The sequence below is a fragment of the Streptomyces sp. NPDC001970 genome, assembly GCF_053594115.1.
Genome location: NZ_JBSFDW010000007.1, coordinates 109,895 through 124,519 on the forward strand (window position 1 = coordinate 109,895; position 14,625 = coordinate 124,519).

8 protein-coding genes and 1 pseudogene are annotated in these 14,625 nt (G+C 71.7%); 4 read left to right on the plus strand and 5 right to left on the minus strand.

What is annotated here, in order from left to right; all coding sequences use genetic code 11:
- The first annotated feature begins 5 nt into the window (after positions 1 to 5).
- Complete coding sequence (gene trxA, locus ACWCP0_RS11640) at positions 6 to 365, plus strand: thioredoxin (protein ID WP_451078639.1); 360 nt, start codon at positions 6 to 8, stop codon at positions 363 to 365.
- Between the two features lie 152 nt (positions 366 to 517).
- Here the strand turns inward: trxA and ACWCP0_RS11645 are convergent, their stop codons facing one another.
- The gene (locus ACWCP0_RS11645; RefSeq protein WP_451078771.1) at positions 518 to 787 is read right to left on the minus strand and encodes a hypothetical protein; all 270 of its coding nucleotides are present in this window, start codon (positions 785 to 787) and stop codon (positions 518 to 520) included.
- Between ACWCP0_RS11645 and ACWCP0_RS11650 the strand changes: the two are divergent.
- Positions 725 to 862 (plus strand): annotated as a pseudogene (locus ACWCP0_RS11650) (DUF4259 domain-containing protein); the annotation flags it as partial. The gene ACWCP0_RS11645 and the pseudogene ACWCP0_RS11650 overlap by 63 nt on opposite strands.
- Positions 863 to 1,119: 257 nt before the next feature.
- On the plus strand, positions 1,120 to 3,345 hold the full coding sequence (locus tag ACWCP0_RS11655; RefSeq protein WP_451078640.1) for a HelD family protein: 2,226 nt from the start codon (positions 1,120 to 1,122) through the stop codon (positions 3,343 to 3,345).
- A gap of 53 nt (positions 3,346 to 3,398) precedes the next feature.
- Here ACWCP0_RS11655 and glgB read toward each other — a convergent pair whose 3' ends face one another.
- From glgB to ACWCP0_RS11675, 4 genes are all read right to left on the minus strand, one after another.
- A complete protein-coding gene (gene glgB, locus ACWCP0_RS11660; RefSeq protein ID WP_451078764.1) occupies positions 3,399 to 5,624 on the minus strand; it encodes a 1,4-alpha-glucan branching enzyme in 2,226 nt (741 codons plus the stop codon).
- 169 nt (positions 5,625 to 5,793) lie between these two features.
- Positions 5,794 to 7,188, minus strand: coding sequence for a maltokinase N-terminal cap-like domain-containing protein (locus tag ACWCP0_RS11665; RefSeq protein WP_451078641.1), 1,395 nt, complete (start codon positions 7,186 to 7,188; stop codon positions 5,794 to 5,796).
- A gap of 259 nt (positions 7,189 to 7,447) precedes the next feature.
- The gene (treS, locus tag ACWCP0_RS11670) at positions 7,448 to 9,289 is read right to left on the minus strand and encodes a maltose alpha-D-glucosyltransferase (protein WP_451078642.1); all 1,842 of its coding nucleotides are present in this window, start codon (positions 9,287 to 9,289) and stop codon (positions 7,448 to 7,450) included.
- Positions 9,286 to 11,391: a maltotransferase domain-containing protein gene (locus ACWCP0_RS11675; protein ID WP_451078643.1), complete on the minus strand. Its 2,106-nt coding sequence runs from the start codon at positions 11,389 to 11,391 to the stop codon at positions 9,286 to 9,288. Before ACWCP0_RS11675 ends, treS begins: the two co-directional genes overlap by 4 nt.
- A gap of 582 nt (positions 11,392 to 11,973) precedes the next feature.
- Between ACWCP0_RS11675 and glgP the strand changes: the two genes are divergently transcribed.
- On the plus strand, positions 11,974 to 14,550 hold the full coding sequence (gene glgP, locus ACWCP0_RS11680; RefSeq protein ID WP_451078644.1) for an alpha-glucan family phosphorylase: 2,577 nt from the start codon (positions 11,974 to 11,976) through the stop codon (positions 14,548 to 14,550).
- Positions 14,551 to 14,625: the final 75 nt, after the last annotated feature.

Consider the following 14,625-nt stretch of genomic DNA (forward strand, 5'->3'; position numbering starts at 1 on the left):
GACGGATGATTCACGCAGAAGGCGTCGCCGCGGTGACGGACACGGACTTCGACGCGGAGGTGCTGGGGGCGGATCGCCCGGTCCTGGTGGAGTTCACGGCCGACTGGTGCGGGCCGTGCCGCCAGCTCGCCCCCGTGCTCAGCGCGGTCGCCGCCGAGGAGGCCGGCCGGCTGAAGGTCGTCCAGCTCGACGCCGACACGAACCCCGAGGTCACCGTGCGGTACGGGGTGCTGTCGATGCCGACGCTGATCGTGTTCCGCGACGGCGAGCCGGTGAAGTCGATGGTGGGGGCACGGCCGAAGCGGAAGCTCCTGCAGGAGCTGGAGGACGTGCTCCAGCGGCCGCCGCATCGGGCCGGAGCGTGAGGGTGACCCGGCGCCGGTAGACGTCGATCGCGGTGATCTCGACGTCGATCTCGTCGCCGGCCCCGGCTCCCGGCCGCCCGGCTTGCTTGTGTGGACGAGACCTTCCCTACCGTCGTGTACGCGCACGCACACCCCGAACGGCACTCCCCTGGTCACCTCGCCTCGCACCACATTTCCGAGCCGCGTGCGCGCGCACTCCCGTCCGGGACCACTTCACGGGCGAGACGTACACGCCGACGCCGGAGCAACGGCGGGGGTGCACTCGACGACCTGGAGCCGGAGGCCAGGGGCGCATACGGGCGGCGCTGCTCCTGGCGGAGGAGCCGGAGTGCGTCGAGGGGCCCGATGCGGACGCGGCCCTGGCCGCCGCGGCTCTCGTCGTGGCCGGACTGCCGGGTGGGCAGCCGGTCGATCCCGTCCATGGACCGGAGGAGCCCGTTCCGGCGCTGCCCGGCGATCTCCCGGCGCCGGGTGTGCGGGCGATCGACCGGATCCTCGCGCCGGAGTCGGAGCTTGCGGAACTCTGGGACGACGCGGGCGCTGGCGACGCGTGGCGGAGCATCCTCGTACGGCTGCGTGCCGTGCTCGACGCGGCTCCGCAGGCTGCGCCCAGGCGCCCCGGCGAACACAAGAAACCCCGGTCCGAATTGACGGCCGGGGTATTTCCTCGCGTATATTTAATAGTTCCGTGTTCGAGCGCAGAAGATCGCACGGAGAAGTTCAATAAAGGTACTCTATCGCGCCTGGAGCTGAATTGTCAACCGAGGAATTGCAAAAGGAGCAGCAATTCGTCTCCCTCGTCCATGACCGCCTCGACCAGCTCAGAGCGGAGGCCGAGGCCGCGGTCCAGGGCGCGGTCGGGCGGACCGGGAACGGGCGCCAGGCGCGCGTGGAGCGCGATGTCGCCGTCATCGAGCACTCGGCGACGCTCGCCGCGCTGAACGCCGCCGACACCGGACTGGTCTTCGGGCGCATCGACCGGCGGGACGGAGTGACGTACCACATCGGCCGCACGGGAATCCGGCGCGACGACGCCGAGCGGACGCCGCTCCTCATCGACTGGCGGGCACGGGTCGCGCGGCCGTTCTATCTCGCGACCGGGTACGAGCCGATGGGGCTGCGCAGGCGCCGGCACATCACCACCCAGGGGCGCACGGTCACGGCCCTGCACGACGAGATCATGGATCTCAACGACACCACCCGCACCGGGTACGAGTCCCACGACGCCGACGAAGTGCTGCTCGCCGCCCTCAACAGCGCCCGCACCGGCCGCATGGCGGACATCGTCTCCACGATCCAGGCCGAGCAGGACCACATCATCCGCTCCCCGCAGGACGGCGTGCTCGTCGTCGAGGGCGGGCCGGGGACCGGGAAGACCGCCGTCGCGCTGCACCGGGCCGCGTATCTGCTGTACGCGAACCGGGAGCAGCTGGCCAAGCGGGCCGTGCTGATCGTCGGGCCGAACCCCGCCTTCCTGGGGTACATCGGCGAGGTGCTGCCCTCGCTCGGCGAGACGGGCGTGCTGCTCGCGACGGTCGGGGAGCTGTTCCCTGGCGTCCACGCCACCGGCACCGACACCCCGGCGGCCGCCGCGGTCAAGGGGCGGGCCGGGATGGCGGGCGTACTCGCCGAAGCCGTACGGGACCGGCAGGAGGTGCCGGAGAAGGGCGAGCCGATCGTCATCCCGCACGACGACGGGGAGCTGATCCTCGACTGGGACCTCGCGGTCGAGGCGCGGCACAAGGCCCGCGAGACCGGGCTGCCCCACAACCTGGCCCGCCCGTACTTCGCCTTCCACGTCATCGACGACCTCACCACCCAGCTCGCCGACCGCATCGGCGAGGACCCCTACGGCGGCCCGAACTTCCTCGGCCCCGACGACATCGCCCAGCTCGGCAAGGGCGTCGCCGCCAGCGCCGACGTGCACGCCGCGATCGCGTCGCTGTGGCCCCACCTCACCCCGCAGGAATTCCTCGCGGACTATCTGGCCGAGCCGACGCATCTGTCCGAGGACGAGGCGGAGTTGATCCGCCGCGTGGGCGGGCCGTGGACCGCGGCCGACGTGCCGCTCCTGGACGAGGCCGCTGAACTCCTCGGCGAGGACGACTCGGCCGCCCGGGCCGCCGCCGAGGCCGAGAGGTCCCGGCGGATCGCGTATGCGCAGGGCGTCCTCGACGTCTCGTACGCCTCCCGCACCTACGAGTTCGAGGACAAGGAGGACGACGACTCGGAGGTCCTCGCCGCGCACGACATCATCGACGCCGAGCGGTTCGCCGACCGGCACGAGGAGGCCGACCACCGCAGCGCCGCCGAGCGCGCCGCCGCCGACCGGACCTGGGCCTTCGGGCACATCATCGTCGACGAGGCGCAGGAGCTGTCGGCGATGGCCTGGCGGCTGCTGATGCGGCGCGTCCCGACCCGGTCGATGACCCTGGTCGGGGACCCGGCGCAGACGGGTGACGTGGCCGGCTGCCGCTCCTGGCAGGAGATTCTCGAACCGTACGTCGCCGACCGCTGGAAGCACGCCAGACTCGGCGTCAACTACCGTACGCCCGCCGAGATCATGGACCTCGCGGCCGCCGCCCGCCGCGCGACGTACCCCGGCTTCCGGCCCCCTCGCTCGGTGCGTTCGACGGGCGTCGGGCCCTGGACCGAGCGGACGAGCGAGGGCGAGCTCGCCGGTACGGTCCTGGCCGCGGTTGCCCGCGAGGCCCCGCGGGAAGGCCGACTGGCCGTGATCGCCCCGCGCGAACTCCACGGCGCGCTCGCGGCGCTGGGCGGCGGCCCCGTCGATCTGACCCGGCCCGTCGTCCTGCTCGATCCCCGCCAGGCCAAGGGCCTCGAGTTCGACTCGGTGATCGTCGTCGAGCCCGCCCGGTTCGGGGACAGCGACCTGTACGTGGCGCTGACCCGGGCCACCCAGCGCCTGGGCCTCGTCCACACGGGCGAGCTGCCCGCGGCGCTCGACCCGACGGGCTGAGCCCCCCGGGGCCGGGCCGGGCCACCCGGCCCGGCCCCGGGCGAACCCCGCCGTCAGGCCGGCTTCAGCCACACCGTCGCCAGCGGCGGCAACGTGAGCTGGACGCTCGTCCGGTGGCCGTGGGCGGCGACGGACTCCGGCTTCAGCGGGTCCGGGTTGAGGACGCCGCTGCCGCCGTACCGTGCCGCGTCCGTGTTCAGCACCTCCGTCCAGGCGGGCACCTCGGACGGCACGCCCAGCCGGTACTCGTGCCGCACCACCGGAGAGAAGTGGGACACCGCCAGCAGCGGGGCCCCCTGCGCGTCGAAGCGCAGGAAGGCGAAGACGTTGTCCTCGGCGGCCCCGCCGTCGACCCAGGCGAAGCCCTCGGGGACGGTGTCGCGCTCCCACAGCGCGGGCGTCACCGCGTACACGGCGTTCAGCTCGCGCACCAGGTCCCGCACACCCCGGTGGTCCGGCTCGGCCTCGTACGACGGGTCCAGCAGCCACCAGTCAGGGCCGTGGCCCTCCGACCACTCGGCGCCCTGGGCGAACTCCTGCCCCATGAAGAGGAGCTGCTTGCCCGGGTGCGCCCACATGAAGCCGAGGTACGCCCGGTGGTCGGCGCGCTGCTGCCACCAGTCGCCGGGCATCTTCGACACCAGTGCCCGCTTGCCGTGCACGACCTCGTCGTGCGAGATCGGCAGGACGTAGTTCTCGCTGTACGCGTACACCATCGAGAAGGTCATCTCGTTGTGGTGGAACTTGCGGTGCACCGGCTCGTGCTCGACGTAGCCGAGCGAGTCGTGCATCCAGCCCATGTTCCACTTCAGGCCGAAGCCGAGACCACCGAAGCCGCCGGGGCCGACATGGTGGGTGGCCCGGGTGACGCCGTCCCAGGCCGTGGACTCCTCGGCGATCGTCACGACCCCCGGGCAGCGCCGGTAGACGGTCGCGTTCATCTCCTGCAGGAAGGCGACGGCGTCCAGGTTCTCCCGGCCGCCGTGCTCGTTCGGGCTCCATTCGCCGTGCTCGCGCGAATAGTCGAGATAGAGCATGGAGGCGACGGCGTCCACCCGCAGCCCGTCGATGTGGAACTCCTCGCACCAGTAGGCCGCGTTGGCGACGAGGAAGTTGCGGACCTCCTTGCGGCCGTAGTCGAATTCGAGGGTGCCCCAGTCGGGGTGCGCGGCCCTGGCCGGGTCGGAGTGCTCGTACAACGGGCGCCCGTCGAACTCCGCCAGCGCCCAGTCGTCGCGCGGGAAGTGCGCCGGGACCCAGTCCATGATCACCCCGATGCCGGCCCGGTGCAGGGCGTCGATCAGGTGGCGGAAGTCGTCGGGGGTGCCCATGCGGGCCGTCGGAGCGTAGAAACCGGTGACCTGATAGCCCCACGAGCCGCCGAAGGGATGCTCGGCGACCGGCATCAGCTCCACGTGGGTGAAGCCCAGATCCTTGACGTAGGCGGGGAGTTGGGCGGCCAGCTGGCGGTACGTCAGACCCGGTCGCCAGGAGGGCAGATGCACCTCGTACACGGAGAACGGGGCCTCGTGCACCGCACGGTCGCCGCGGTGCGCCATCCACTCGCCGTCGTGCCACACATGGTGGGACTCGGCGACGACGGAGGCGTTCGCGGGCGGCACCTCGGTGCGGCGGGCCATCGGGTCGGCGCGGACCGTGTGCGAGCCGTCGGGGCGGGTGATGTCGAACTTGTACAGTGCCCCCTCGCCGACCCCCGGCACGAACAGCTCCCACACCCCGGACGAACCCAGCGAGCGCAGCGGATAGGCGGTGCCGTCCCAGTAGTTGAAGTCCCCGATGACCCTGACCCCGCGGGCGTTCGGCGCCCAGACCGTGAAGCGGGTGCCGGTCACACCCTCGTGGATCACCGGGCGGGCGCCGAGGGCCTGCCACAGCTCCTCGTGCCGGCCCTCGCCGATCAGGTGCAGATCGAGTTCGCCGAGCGAGGGCAGGAAGCGGTACGGATCCGCGAACTCGATCGTCGCGTCCTCGTAGGCGACCTGGAGCGAGTACTCCGGCTCCTTGCGCAGCGGCAGCACGGCCGAGAAGAACCCGTCGCCGTCGTCGTGCAGGTCGGCGCGCAGCCCCTTGGCCAGCACCGTCACCGACTCCGCATGGGGGCGCAGCACCCGGAACACGACCCCGCCGCGCATCGAGTGGGCGCCGAGCAGCGCGTGCGGATCGTGGTGCGAGCCGCTGAGCAGCCGCTCGCGGTCGGTGTCGTCCAGCGGCCGCGCGGGGCGCACGCCATGGGTGGCCCCGGACGCCTTCCGGGCCACTGCGGGTACGTGGAGTTCCCGGGCGGCCCTGGCGCGGGGCGAGGGTCGGTCGTCGGGCGGCTGTGCGGACGGGGTGCGGGGGGTCACGGGGGCGGCCTCCTTGGCGGCGTGGGTTCGCGGGTCGGTGCTCTGGGAGCTCGCCCCAGTTCGGGAAGGGGCGGGGTGGGTGTCAGCCGGCCGGGCCGGCGAGGCGCTGGATCGCGGACATGGGCACCGGGAGCCAGTCCGGGCGGTGCCGGGCCTCGTAGACGACCTCGTACACCGCCTTGTCCGTCTCGTAGGCGCGCAGCAGCTCCGGCTCGGCCCGTGGGTCGCTGCCCGAGGCCTCGGCGTACCCCTCGCAGTAGGCCGCTCGGCAGCGCGCGGCCCAGGCCGGGTTCCAGGGGCGGTGCGAGCGGGCGGCGTAGTCGAAGGAGCGGAGTATCCCGGCGATGTCACGGACGGGCGGCTGCATCCGGCGGCGCTCGACGAGCGGGCGTGCGGGCTCGCCCTCGAAGTCGATGACCGACCAGTCCCCGTCCGGGGTGCGCAGGGTCTGGCCGAGGTGCAGATCGCCGTGGATGCGCTGGGCGTGTCCGCCGCCGTCGAGGCCCGCCTCGGCGATCGCGTCGAAGGCGGCGCGAAGTCCGCGTACGTACGGCAGCAGCGCGGGCACGGCCCGGACCGCGGCGTCGAGCCGTTCGTTCATGGCGGTCGCCAGATGCTCGGTCTGCGCCCGGCTCAGCGTCATCGTCGGCAGCGCCGCGGCCAGTGCGGTGTGCACCTCCGCCGTCGCCTGCCCGAGGGCGCGCGCGTCCGCGGTGAAGTCGCGGTCCGCTGCGAGTGCCTTCAGCGCCAGCTGCCAGCCGTCCTGCGTACCGCGCAGATACGGCTGCAGGACGCCCAGCGTCGCGGGCTCGGGCGTGGCCGACTCGTACCAGGCGACGGGTGCGGGCACCCGGTCGCAGCCCGCCCTGGCGAGGGCGAGCGGCAGCTCCAGATCGGGGTTGGTGCCCGGATACACCCGGCGGAAGATCTTGAGGATGTACGCATCGCCGAACACCAGCGAGGAGTTGGACTGCTCGGCGTCCAGGATGCGGGCCTGCAGCCCGCCCCGCACGGGCTCGGTCCGGTCGAAGCGGAGGGTGCCGAACCGGCCTGGCGTGCGCAGCCGCTCCAGGAGCAGGGCGGCGAGCCGGGGGTCGTGCAGACCTTCGTAGACGGTCCGGCCGGCCAGCGGGCCGTCGGTGACCCGGCCGATCAGCGCGGTGGCGAGGTGGGGCGGCAGTGTGGTCCGCACGCCGAGGAGGAGCTGGTAGCAGTCGGCCGGCCGGCCGTCGTCCCGTTTGCCTCCTGCGCCCTTCCCGCCCGCCGGCCCCGGCTGCTGGACGCGGACCAGCAGGTGCAGCAGACCGGGCCCCGTCGAGTCGACCGGAAGCAGCTCGGCCGCCGAGACCAGGGAGAAACCGGCGACCGGGCGTCCCTTGCCCGCGAACCAGCGCTGCCGGGGCAGCCATTGGTGCAGCAGCGGTGTGAGCGAGGGAAGCAGTGCCACCGGGGTCCGGGTGGATGCAGCCTCCGACATGGCATCGCGTCCTTTCCCCGGGCACACCACAGGATGCGAAGAGTGTCCCGGATTATGGCAAATATAGCTGTCCGGGCAGTGCGTGGGGGTCCCCCCGCCGCAGGCAGGGGGAGTGTCGGGTGAGGATGGTCCGTACGGCCTCGGGCCATCCTCGACCCGAGCCTTGGTACGAGTCCCGACATGAGCCTCGATATGAGGGTGAGCGTGCCCCGTGCGGGGCGGTCACAACCGCCCCGCACACGACATGGCATGTGCCGGATCACGTCCGCTCGGGCGTGGGGCCCTTCGCGGAGTTCTTCGCCGAGTTGTTCGCGGAGGCCTTTGCGCGGGCTTTCGCGGAGCCCATGGCGGAGCTCACCGTGGCGCCCTTCCGTACGGCGCCGTTCACCACGGCCTCGGGGGACACGGCCTCCTTGCGCAGCCGGAACCAGTAGAAGCCGTGCCCCGCCAGCGTCAGCAGATACGGCCACTCACCGATCGCCGGGAAGCGCACCCCGCCGATCAGCTCCACCGGATGACGGCCGTTGAAGCTCTGCAGATCCAGCTCCGTCGGCTGCGCGAACCGCGAGAAGTTGTTGACGCACAGGACCAGGTCGTCCTTGTACTCCCGCAGGAACGCCAGCACCGCCGGGTTCGACGACGGCAGTTCGGTGAACGAGCCGAGTCCGAAGGCACGGTTCTGCTTGCGGATCTCGATCATCCGCCGGGTCCAGTGCAGCAGCGACGACGGCGACGCCATCGACGCCTCGACATTGGCGACCTGGTAGCCGTAGACCGGATCCATGATGGTCGGCAGATAGAGCCGGCCCGGATCGCAGGACGAGAAACCGGCGTTGCGGTCCGGGGTCCACTGCATCGGGGTCCGTACGGCGTCCCGGTCGCCCAGCCAGATGTTGTCGCCCATGCCGATCTCGTCGCCGTAGTACAGGATCGGCGAGCCCGGCAGCGACAGCAGCAGCGCCGTGAACAGCTCGATCTGGTTCCGGTCGTTGTCGAGCAGCGGTGCGAGCCGGCGCCGGATGCCGATGTTGGCGCGCATCCGCGGATCCTTGGCGTACTCCGCGTACATGTAGTCGCGCTCTTCGTCGGTGACCATTTCGAGCGTCAGCTCGTCGTGGTTGCGCAGGAAGATGCCCCACTGGCAGTTCTCCGGGATCTCCGGGGTCTTGGCGAGGATTTCGGAGACCGGGTAGCGGGACTCCCTCCGTACCGCCATGAAGATCCTGGGCATCACCGGGAAGTGGAACGCCATGTGGCACTCGTCGCCGCCCGCCGGGAAGTCGCCGAAGTAGTCGACGACGTCCTCGGGCCACTGGTTGGCCTCGGCCAGCAGCACCGTGTCCGGGTAGTGGGCGTCGATCTCCTTGCGGACGCGCTTGAGGAACTCGTGTGTCGCCGGGAGGTTTTCGCAGTTGGTGCCCTCCTCCTGGTAGAGGTAGGGCACGGCGTCCAGCCGGAAGCCGTCGATGCCGAGGTCCAGCCAGAAGCGCAGCGCGGAGATGATCTCCTCCTGCACCGCCGGGTTCTCGTAGTTGAGGTCCGGCTGGTGGGAGAAGAAGCGGTGCCAGTAGTACTGCTTGCGGACCGGGTCGAAGGTCCAGTTGGAGGTCTCCGTGTCGACGAAGATGATCCGCGCGTCCTGGAACTGCTTGTCGTCGTCGGCCCAGACGTAGTAGTCGCCGTACGGCCCGGCCGGATCCTTGCGGGACTCCTGGAACCACGGGTGCTGGTCGCTGGTGTGGTTCATGACGAAGTCGATGATGACCCGCATGCCGCGCTGATGGGCGGCGTCGACGAACTCCACGAAGTCGGCGAGGTCGCCGAAGTCGGGGAGCACGGACGTGTAGTCGGAGACGTCGTAACCGCCGTCGCGGAGCGGGGACTTGAAGAACGGTGGAAGCCACAGGCAGTCGACGCCCAGCCACTGCAGGTAGTCCAGCTTGGCGGTGATGCCCTTCAGGTCACCGATGCCGTCGCCGTTGCTGTCCTGGAACGACCGTACGAGCACTTCGTAGAACACGGCGCGTTTGAACCAGTCGGGGTCCCGGTCCTTGGCGGGGGTGTCCTCGAAGAGGTCGTGGACGGGCTCGTTGACGATCATGATGTGGGTGACCCTCCGATCGGCGGGGACGGTCGCAGGACGGCGATGTGCGCAGGCGTGACGCCCGGCTCGAGGCGCACATACACGGCCCTGCCCCAGTGATAGGTCTCGCCGGTGAGCTCGTCGCGCACCGGTACGGTCTCGTGCCGGTCCAGGCCGAGCACCGGCATGTCCAACGAGACCGTGGCCTCCTGGGTGTGGTGGGGGTCGAGGTTGACGACCATCAGGACGACATCCGGTCCCGAGCGCTTGCTGTACGCGATCACCGCGTCGTTGTCGACGTGGTGGAAGTGGAGATTCCGCAGCTGCTGGAGCGCCGGGTGGCGGCGCCTGATCCGGTTGAGCGCCGTGATCAGCGGCGCGATGCTGCGCCCCTTGCGCTCCGCCGACTCCCAGTCACGGGGACGCAGTTGGTACTTCTCCGAGTCCAGGTACTCCTCGCTGCCCGGCTTCAGCGGGGTGTTCTCGCACAGCTCGTACCCCGCGTACACGCCCCAGGTGGGGGAGAGGGTCGCGGCCAGCACCGCCCGGGCCTCGAACGCCGGGCGGCCCCCCTCCTGGAGATAGGCGTGCAGGATGTCCGGCGTGTTCACGAAGAGATTGGGGCGCATGTACGCGGCGGCGTCGCCGGACAGCTCCGTCAGATACTCCGTCAGCTCGTGCTTGGTGTTGCGCCAGGTGAAGTACGTGTACGACTGCTGGAAGCCGATCGCGCCGAGCGTGTGCATCATCGCGGGGCGTGTGAACGCCTCGGCCAGGAAGATCACATCCGGGTCGGTGCGGTTGATCTCCCCGATCACCGTCTCCCAGAAGACGACCGGCTTGGTGTGCGGATTGTCGACACGGAAGATCCGCACACCGTGGTCCATCCAGTGGCGCAGCACCCGCAGGGTCTCCCTGACCAGCCCTCGCATGTCCTTGTCGAAGGCGATCGGATAGATGTCCTGGTACTTCTTCGGCGGGTTCTCGGCGTAGGCGATGGTGCCGTCGGCGCGGTGGCGGAACCACTCGGGGTGTTTCTCCACCCATGGGTGGTCCGGGGAGCACTGCAGCGCGAAGTCGAGCGCGACCTCCATCCGCAGGTCCCGCGCGCAGCGCACGAACGCGTCGAAGTCGTCGAGGGTGCCGAGGTCCGGGTGGACCGCGTCGTGGCCGCCCTCGGGCGAGCCGATCGCCCAGGGCACGCCGACGTCGTGCGGGCCCGCCTCGAGCATGTTGTTGGGGCCCTTGCGGAAGGTGCGGCCGATGGGGTGGATCGGTGGCAGATACACCACGTCGAAGCCCATCGCGGCGACGGCGGGCAGCCGCTGCGCCGCGGTCCTGAAGGTGCCGGAGACGAGCTTTCCGCCCTCGAACGTGGCGCCCTCGGAGCGCGGGAAGAACTCGTACCAGGAGCCGAACAGCGCACGGGTGCGCTCGACCTGGAGCGGCAACGGCGGCGAGGCGGTGACCAGTTCGCGCAGCGGATGGCGGTCGAGCGCGGCGACCGTCTCCGGGGCGAGCGCGGCGGCCAGCCGGTCGGCGGGGGTCCGCGCCCCGTCGCGGAGCGCGTCCGCCGCGGCGAGCACCGCCTCGCGGCCGTCGTTCTTCGGTACGCCGGCGGCCGCGCGCTCATGGAGCTCGGCGCCCTCGGCGAGGACCAGCGCGGTGTCGATCCCGGCCGGGATCTTGATCCCGGCGTGGTGGCGCCAGGTGGCCAACGGATCGCTCCACGCCTCGACGCCGTAGGTCCAGTGGCCCTCGGCGTCGGGGGTCACATCGGCCCCCCAGCGGTCCGTGCCGGGCGCGAGCTCGCGCATCGGCGTCCAGGGGCCGGGCCTGCCGCTCGGGTCGCGCAGGACGACGTTGGCGGCCACCGCGTCATGGCCTTCTCGGAAGACGGTGGCGGAGATCGGTAGGGTTTCGCCGGCCACGGCCTTCGCGGGCCTTCTGCCGCAGTCGACGAGCGGGCGTACGTCCAGGACGGGAATGCGGCCAATGTGCGGGTTCACGGCATCACCTGAGGGCTGTGCGGGCGTGGCGGGTTGAGCGGGCGGATCCGCTGCGCGGGGTGTGGGTGTTCTTTGTAACTGCTCCGTCGACGACTGGCGGGCTGCGGGCATGGCCGCTCCTGTCCGCGTTCACTCGAATAGCTGCGTGTGGATGTGTGCGCGCCGGTGGGTACCGGGGGAGCCTTCCCACGCAGTGCCGGGGGGCAATCCGGCGCTTGGTTAACTACTAGGAGGTAGCGGGGCGGACAACCACCCGCGCGCCCCCCTCTCGCGGTGCGGGCCCCCGAACCCGCACGGCCCGCCCCGGAGTCGTAAGCCCGGGTGCGGGCCGGTGGGTGGTGACAGGACCTGGTGTCCTCGGTCCGTGGACGGCGCGCGTCGGACGGGAAGAATTCAGCCCCTCCGGCGTTTCAGGAGCGCGGGTTCGAGGGGCGGAGCCCACCCCCGGAACGGGTTCGGGGGCGAAGCGCCCAGTCCGGGAAGGGGCGGGGCGGGGGCCGTGTCGATCATGCGGCTCCGCTGCGTGGGCCCGCCGGAGGCGCCCGAGACGGCGCAAGGGCCCGTGCGCCCCCTTCTCGCGCCGTGGTTGAGGACGCCGCCGCCCCACTACCGTCGGAGGCGAAGGCGACATCCGGCCCGGCGCCCAGCGTTGTGCGTCCCCGGATGCGTACCTCCGCTGCGAAGGTGGGACCTGTGAAGGCCATTCGTCGATTCGCCGTCCGCCCCGTCCTCCCCGAACCCCTCGCCGCCCTCAGCGAGCTGGCCCGCAACCTGCGCTGGTCCTGGCATTCCGGGACCCGTGAGCTCTTCCGCGCCGTCGACCCCGAGGGGTGGCGTGCGGCCGGGGGCGACCCGGTGCGGCTCCTCGGCGCCGTGTCCGCCGGGCGGCTCGCCGGTCTCGCCCGCGACCACGGATTTCTGCACCGGCTCGCGGACGCCGCCGGCGACCTCGACCACTATCTGCACGGGCACCGCTGGTACCAGGAGCAGCAGGCCGATGACGAGCCGCTGCCCGCCGCCGTCGCCTACTTCTCGCCCGAGTTCGGCATCACCGCCGCACTGCCGCAGTACTCCGGCGGCCTCGGCATACTCGCCGGCGACCACCTCAAGGCCGCGAGCGACCTCGGCGTCCCCCTCGTCGGCGTCGGACTCCTCTACCGCCACGGGTACTTCCGCCAGTCCCTCTCGCGCGACGGCTGGCAGCAGGAGCACTATCCCGTCCTCGACCCCGACGAGCTGCCCCTGACCCTCCTCCGCGAGGCCGACGGCAGCCCGGCCCAGGTCGTCCTCGCCCTCCCCGGCGGCCGTTCGCTGCGCGCCCGTGTCTGGCAGGCCCAGGTCGGCCGCGTACCGCTGCTGCTCCTCGACTCGGACGTCGAGGAGAACGCCCCGGGCGAGCGGGACGTCACCGACCGGCTGTACGGCGGCGGCAGCGAGCACCGCCTGCTGCAGGAGATGCTCCTGGGCATCGGGGGAGTGCGCGCGGTCCGCACGTACTGCCGGCTGACGGGCCACCCCGAGCCCGAGGTGTTCCACACGAACGAGGGCCACGCCGGATTCCTCGGTCTCGAGCGGATCCGGGAACTGGCCCCGTACGGACTGGACTTCGACGCGGCACTGGAGGCGGTCAGGGCCGGGACCGTGTTCACGACGCACACCCCCGTCCCGGCCGGTATCGACCGCTTCGACCGCGAACTCGTCGCCCGCCACTTCGGCGACGACGGCGAACTGCCCGGAGTCGATGCCGCGCGGGTGCTGCCGCTCGGCATGGAGAGCTATCCGGGCGGCGAGCCGAACGTCTTCAACATGGCCGTGATGGGTCTGCGCCTCGCCCAGCGCGCCAACGGCGTCTCGACGCTCCACGGCGCCGTCAGCCGTCGGATGTTCGCCGGTCTGTGGCCGGGCTTCGACGCGCCCGAGGTGCCCATCACCTCCGTCACCAACGGGGTGCACGCCCCGACCTGGGTGGCGCCCGAGATCGGCAGCCTGGGGGACGCCGTGGGGGTGACGCCCGACGCCGAGCTCTGGGAGCTGCGCCGCGAGCTGCGCGGGCAGCTGGTGCGGGAGGTACGGAAGCGGCTGTACGTGTCGTGGCGGCAGCGCGGGGCGAACGCCGCGGAGCTCGGCTGGATCGACGGCGTCCTCGACCCCGGGATCCTCACCATCGGCTTCGCCCGCCGCGTCCCCGCGTACAAACGGCTCACGCTGATGCTCCGGGACCGCGACCGGCTGATGGAGCTGCTGCTGCACCCCGCCCGGCCGGTGCAGATCGTCGTCGCGGGCAAGGCCCATCCGGCGGACGACGGCGGGAAGCGGCTCATCCAGGAGCTGGTGCGGTTCGCGGACGATCCGCGGGTGCGCCACCGCATCGTCTTCCTCCCCGACTACGGGATCGCGATGGCGCGCACGCTCTACCCGGGCTGCGACGTGTGGCTCAACAACCCGCTCAGGCCGCTGGAGGCGTGCGGCACGAGCGGGATGAAGGCGGCGCTCAACGGCTGTCTCAACCTGTCCGTCCTGGACGGCTGGTGGGACGAGTGGTACGAGCCCGACTTCGGCTGGGCCGTCCCCACGGCCGACGGCTCGGCGGCCCATGACGAGGACCGGCGCGATGAGCTGGAGGCCGCGGCCCTGTACGGGCTGATCGAGGAGCGCATCGCGCCGCTCTTCTACGACCACGACCGCGACGGGCTTCCCGGCCGCTGGATCGAGATGGTCCGCCGCACCCTCACGACGCTCGGCCCGAAGGTGCTCGCGGACCGGATGGTGCGGGAGTACGTGGACCGGCTGTACGCCCCGGCCGCCCGCGCCCACCGCGTCCTCGCCCTGGACGCGGACGCGGCCCGGGGGCTGGCGGCCTGGAAGTCCCGGGTGCGCGGGGCCTGGCCGGGCGTCGCCGTCGACCATGTCGAGGCGGGCGCGGCGCTCGGGACCGCGGAGCTGGGCTCGACGCTCGCCCTGCGGGTCAGCGTCAGGCTCGGCGCCCTCCAGCGGGACGACGTGGAGGTGCAGGCGGTGGCCGGCCGCGTCGACTCCGACGACACGATCGCCGACGCCCAGGCCTTCCCGCTGAAACCCGCCGACGACGGACCGGACGAGGCGGGCCGCTGGATCTACGAGGGACCGCTCGCCCTGGACCGCACCGGACCCTTCGGCTACACCGTCCGGGTGCTGCCGTCGCACCCGCTGCTGCCGTCCGGCGCCGATCTCGGGCTCGTTGCGCTGCCGACGGAGACGACGGGGGAGAGGGCGGGAGTGCTGATGCGCTGACACCGGTGCGGCAGTTGGGCGGGGGCCGGCGTGTTCATGGAGCGGGCCCGGGTTCCACGGACGGCGTCACGTTCC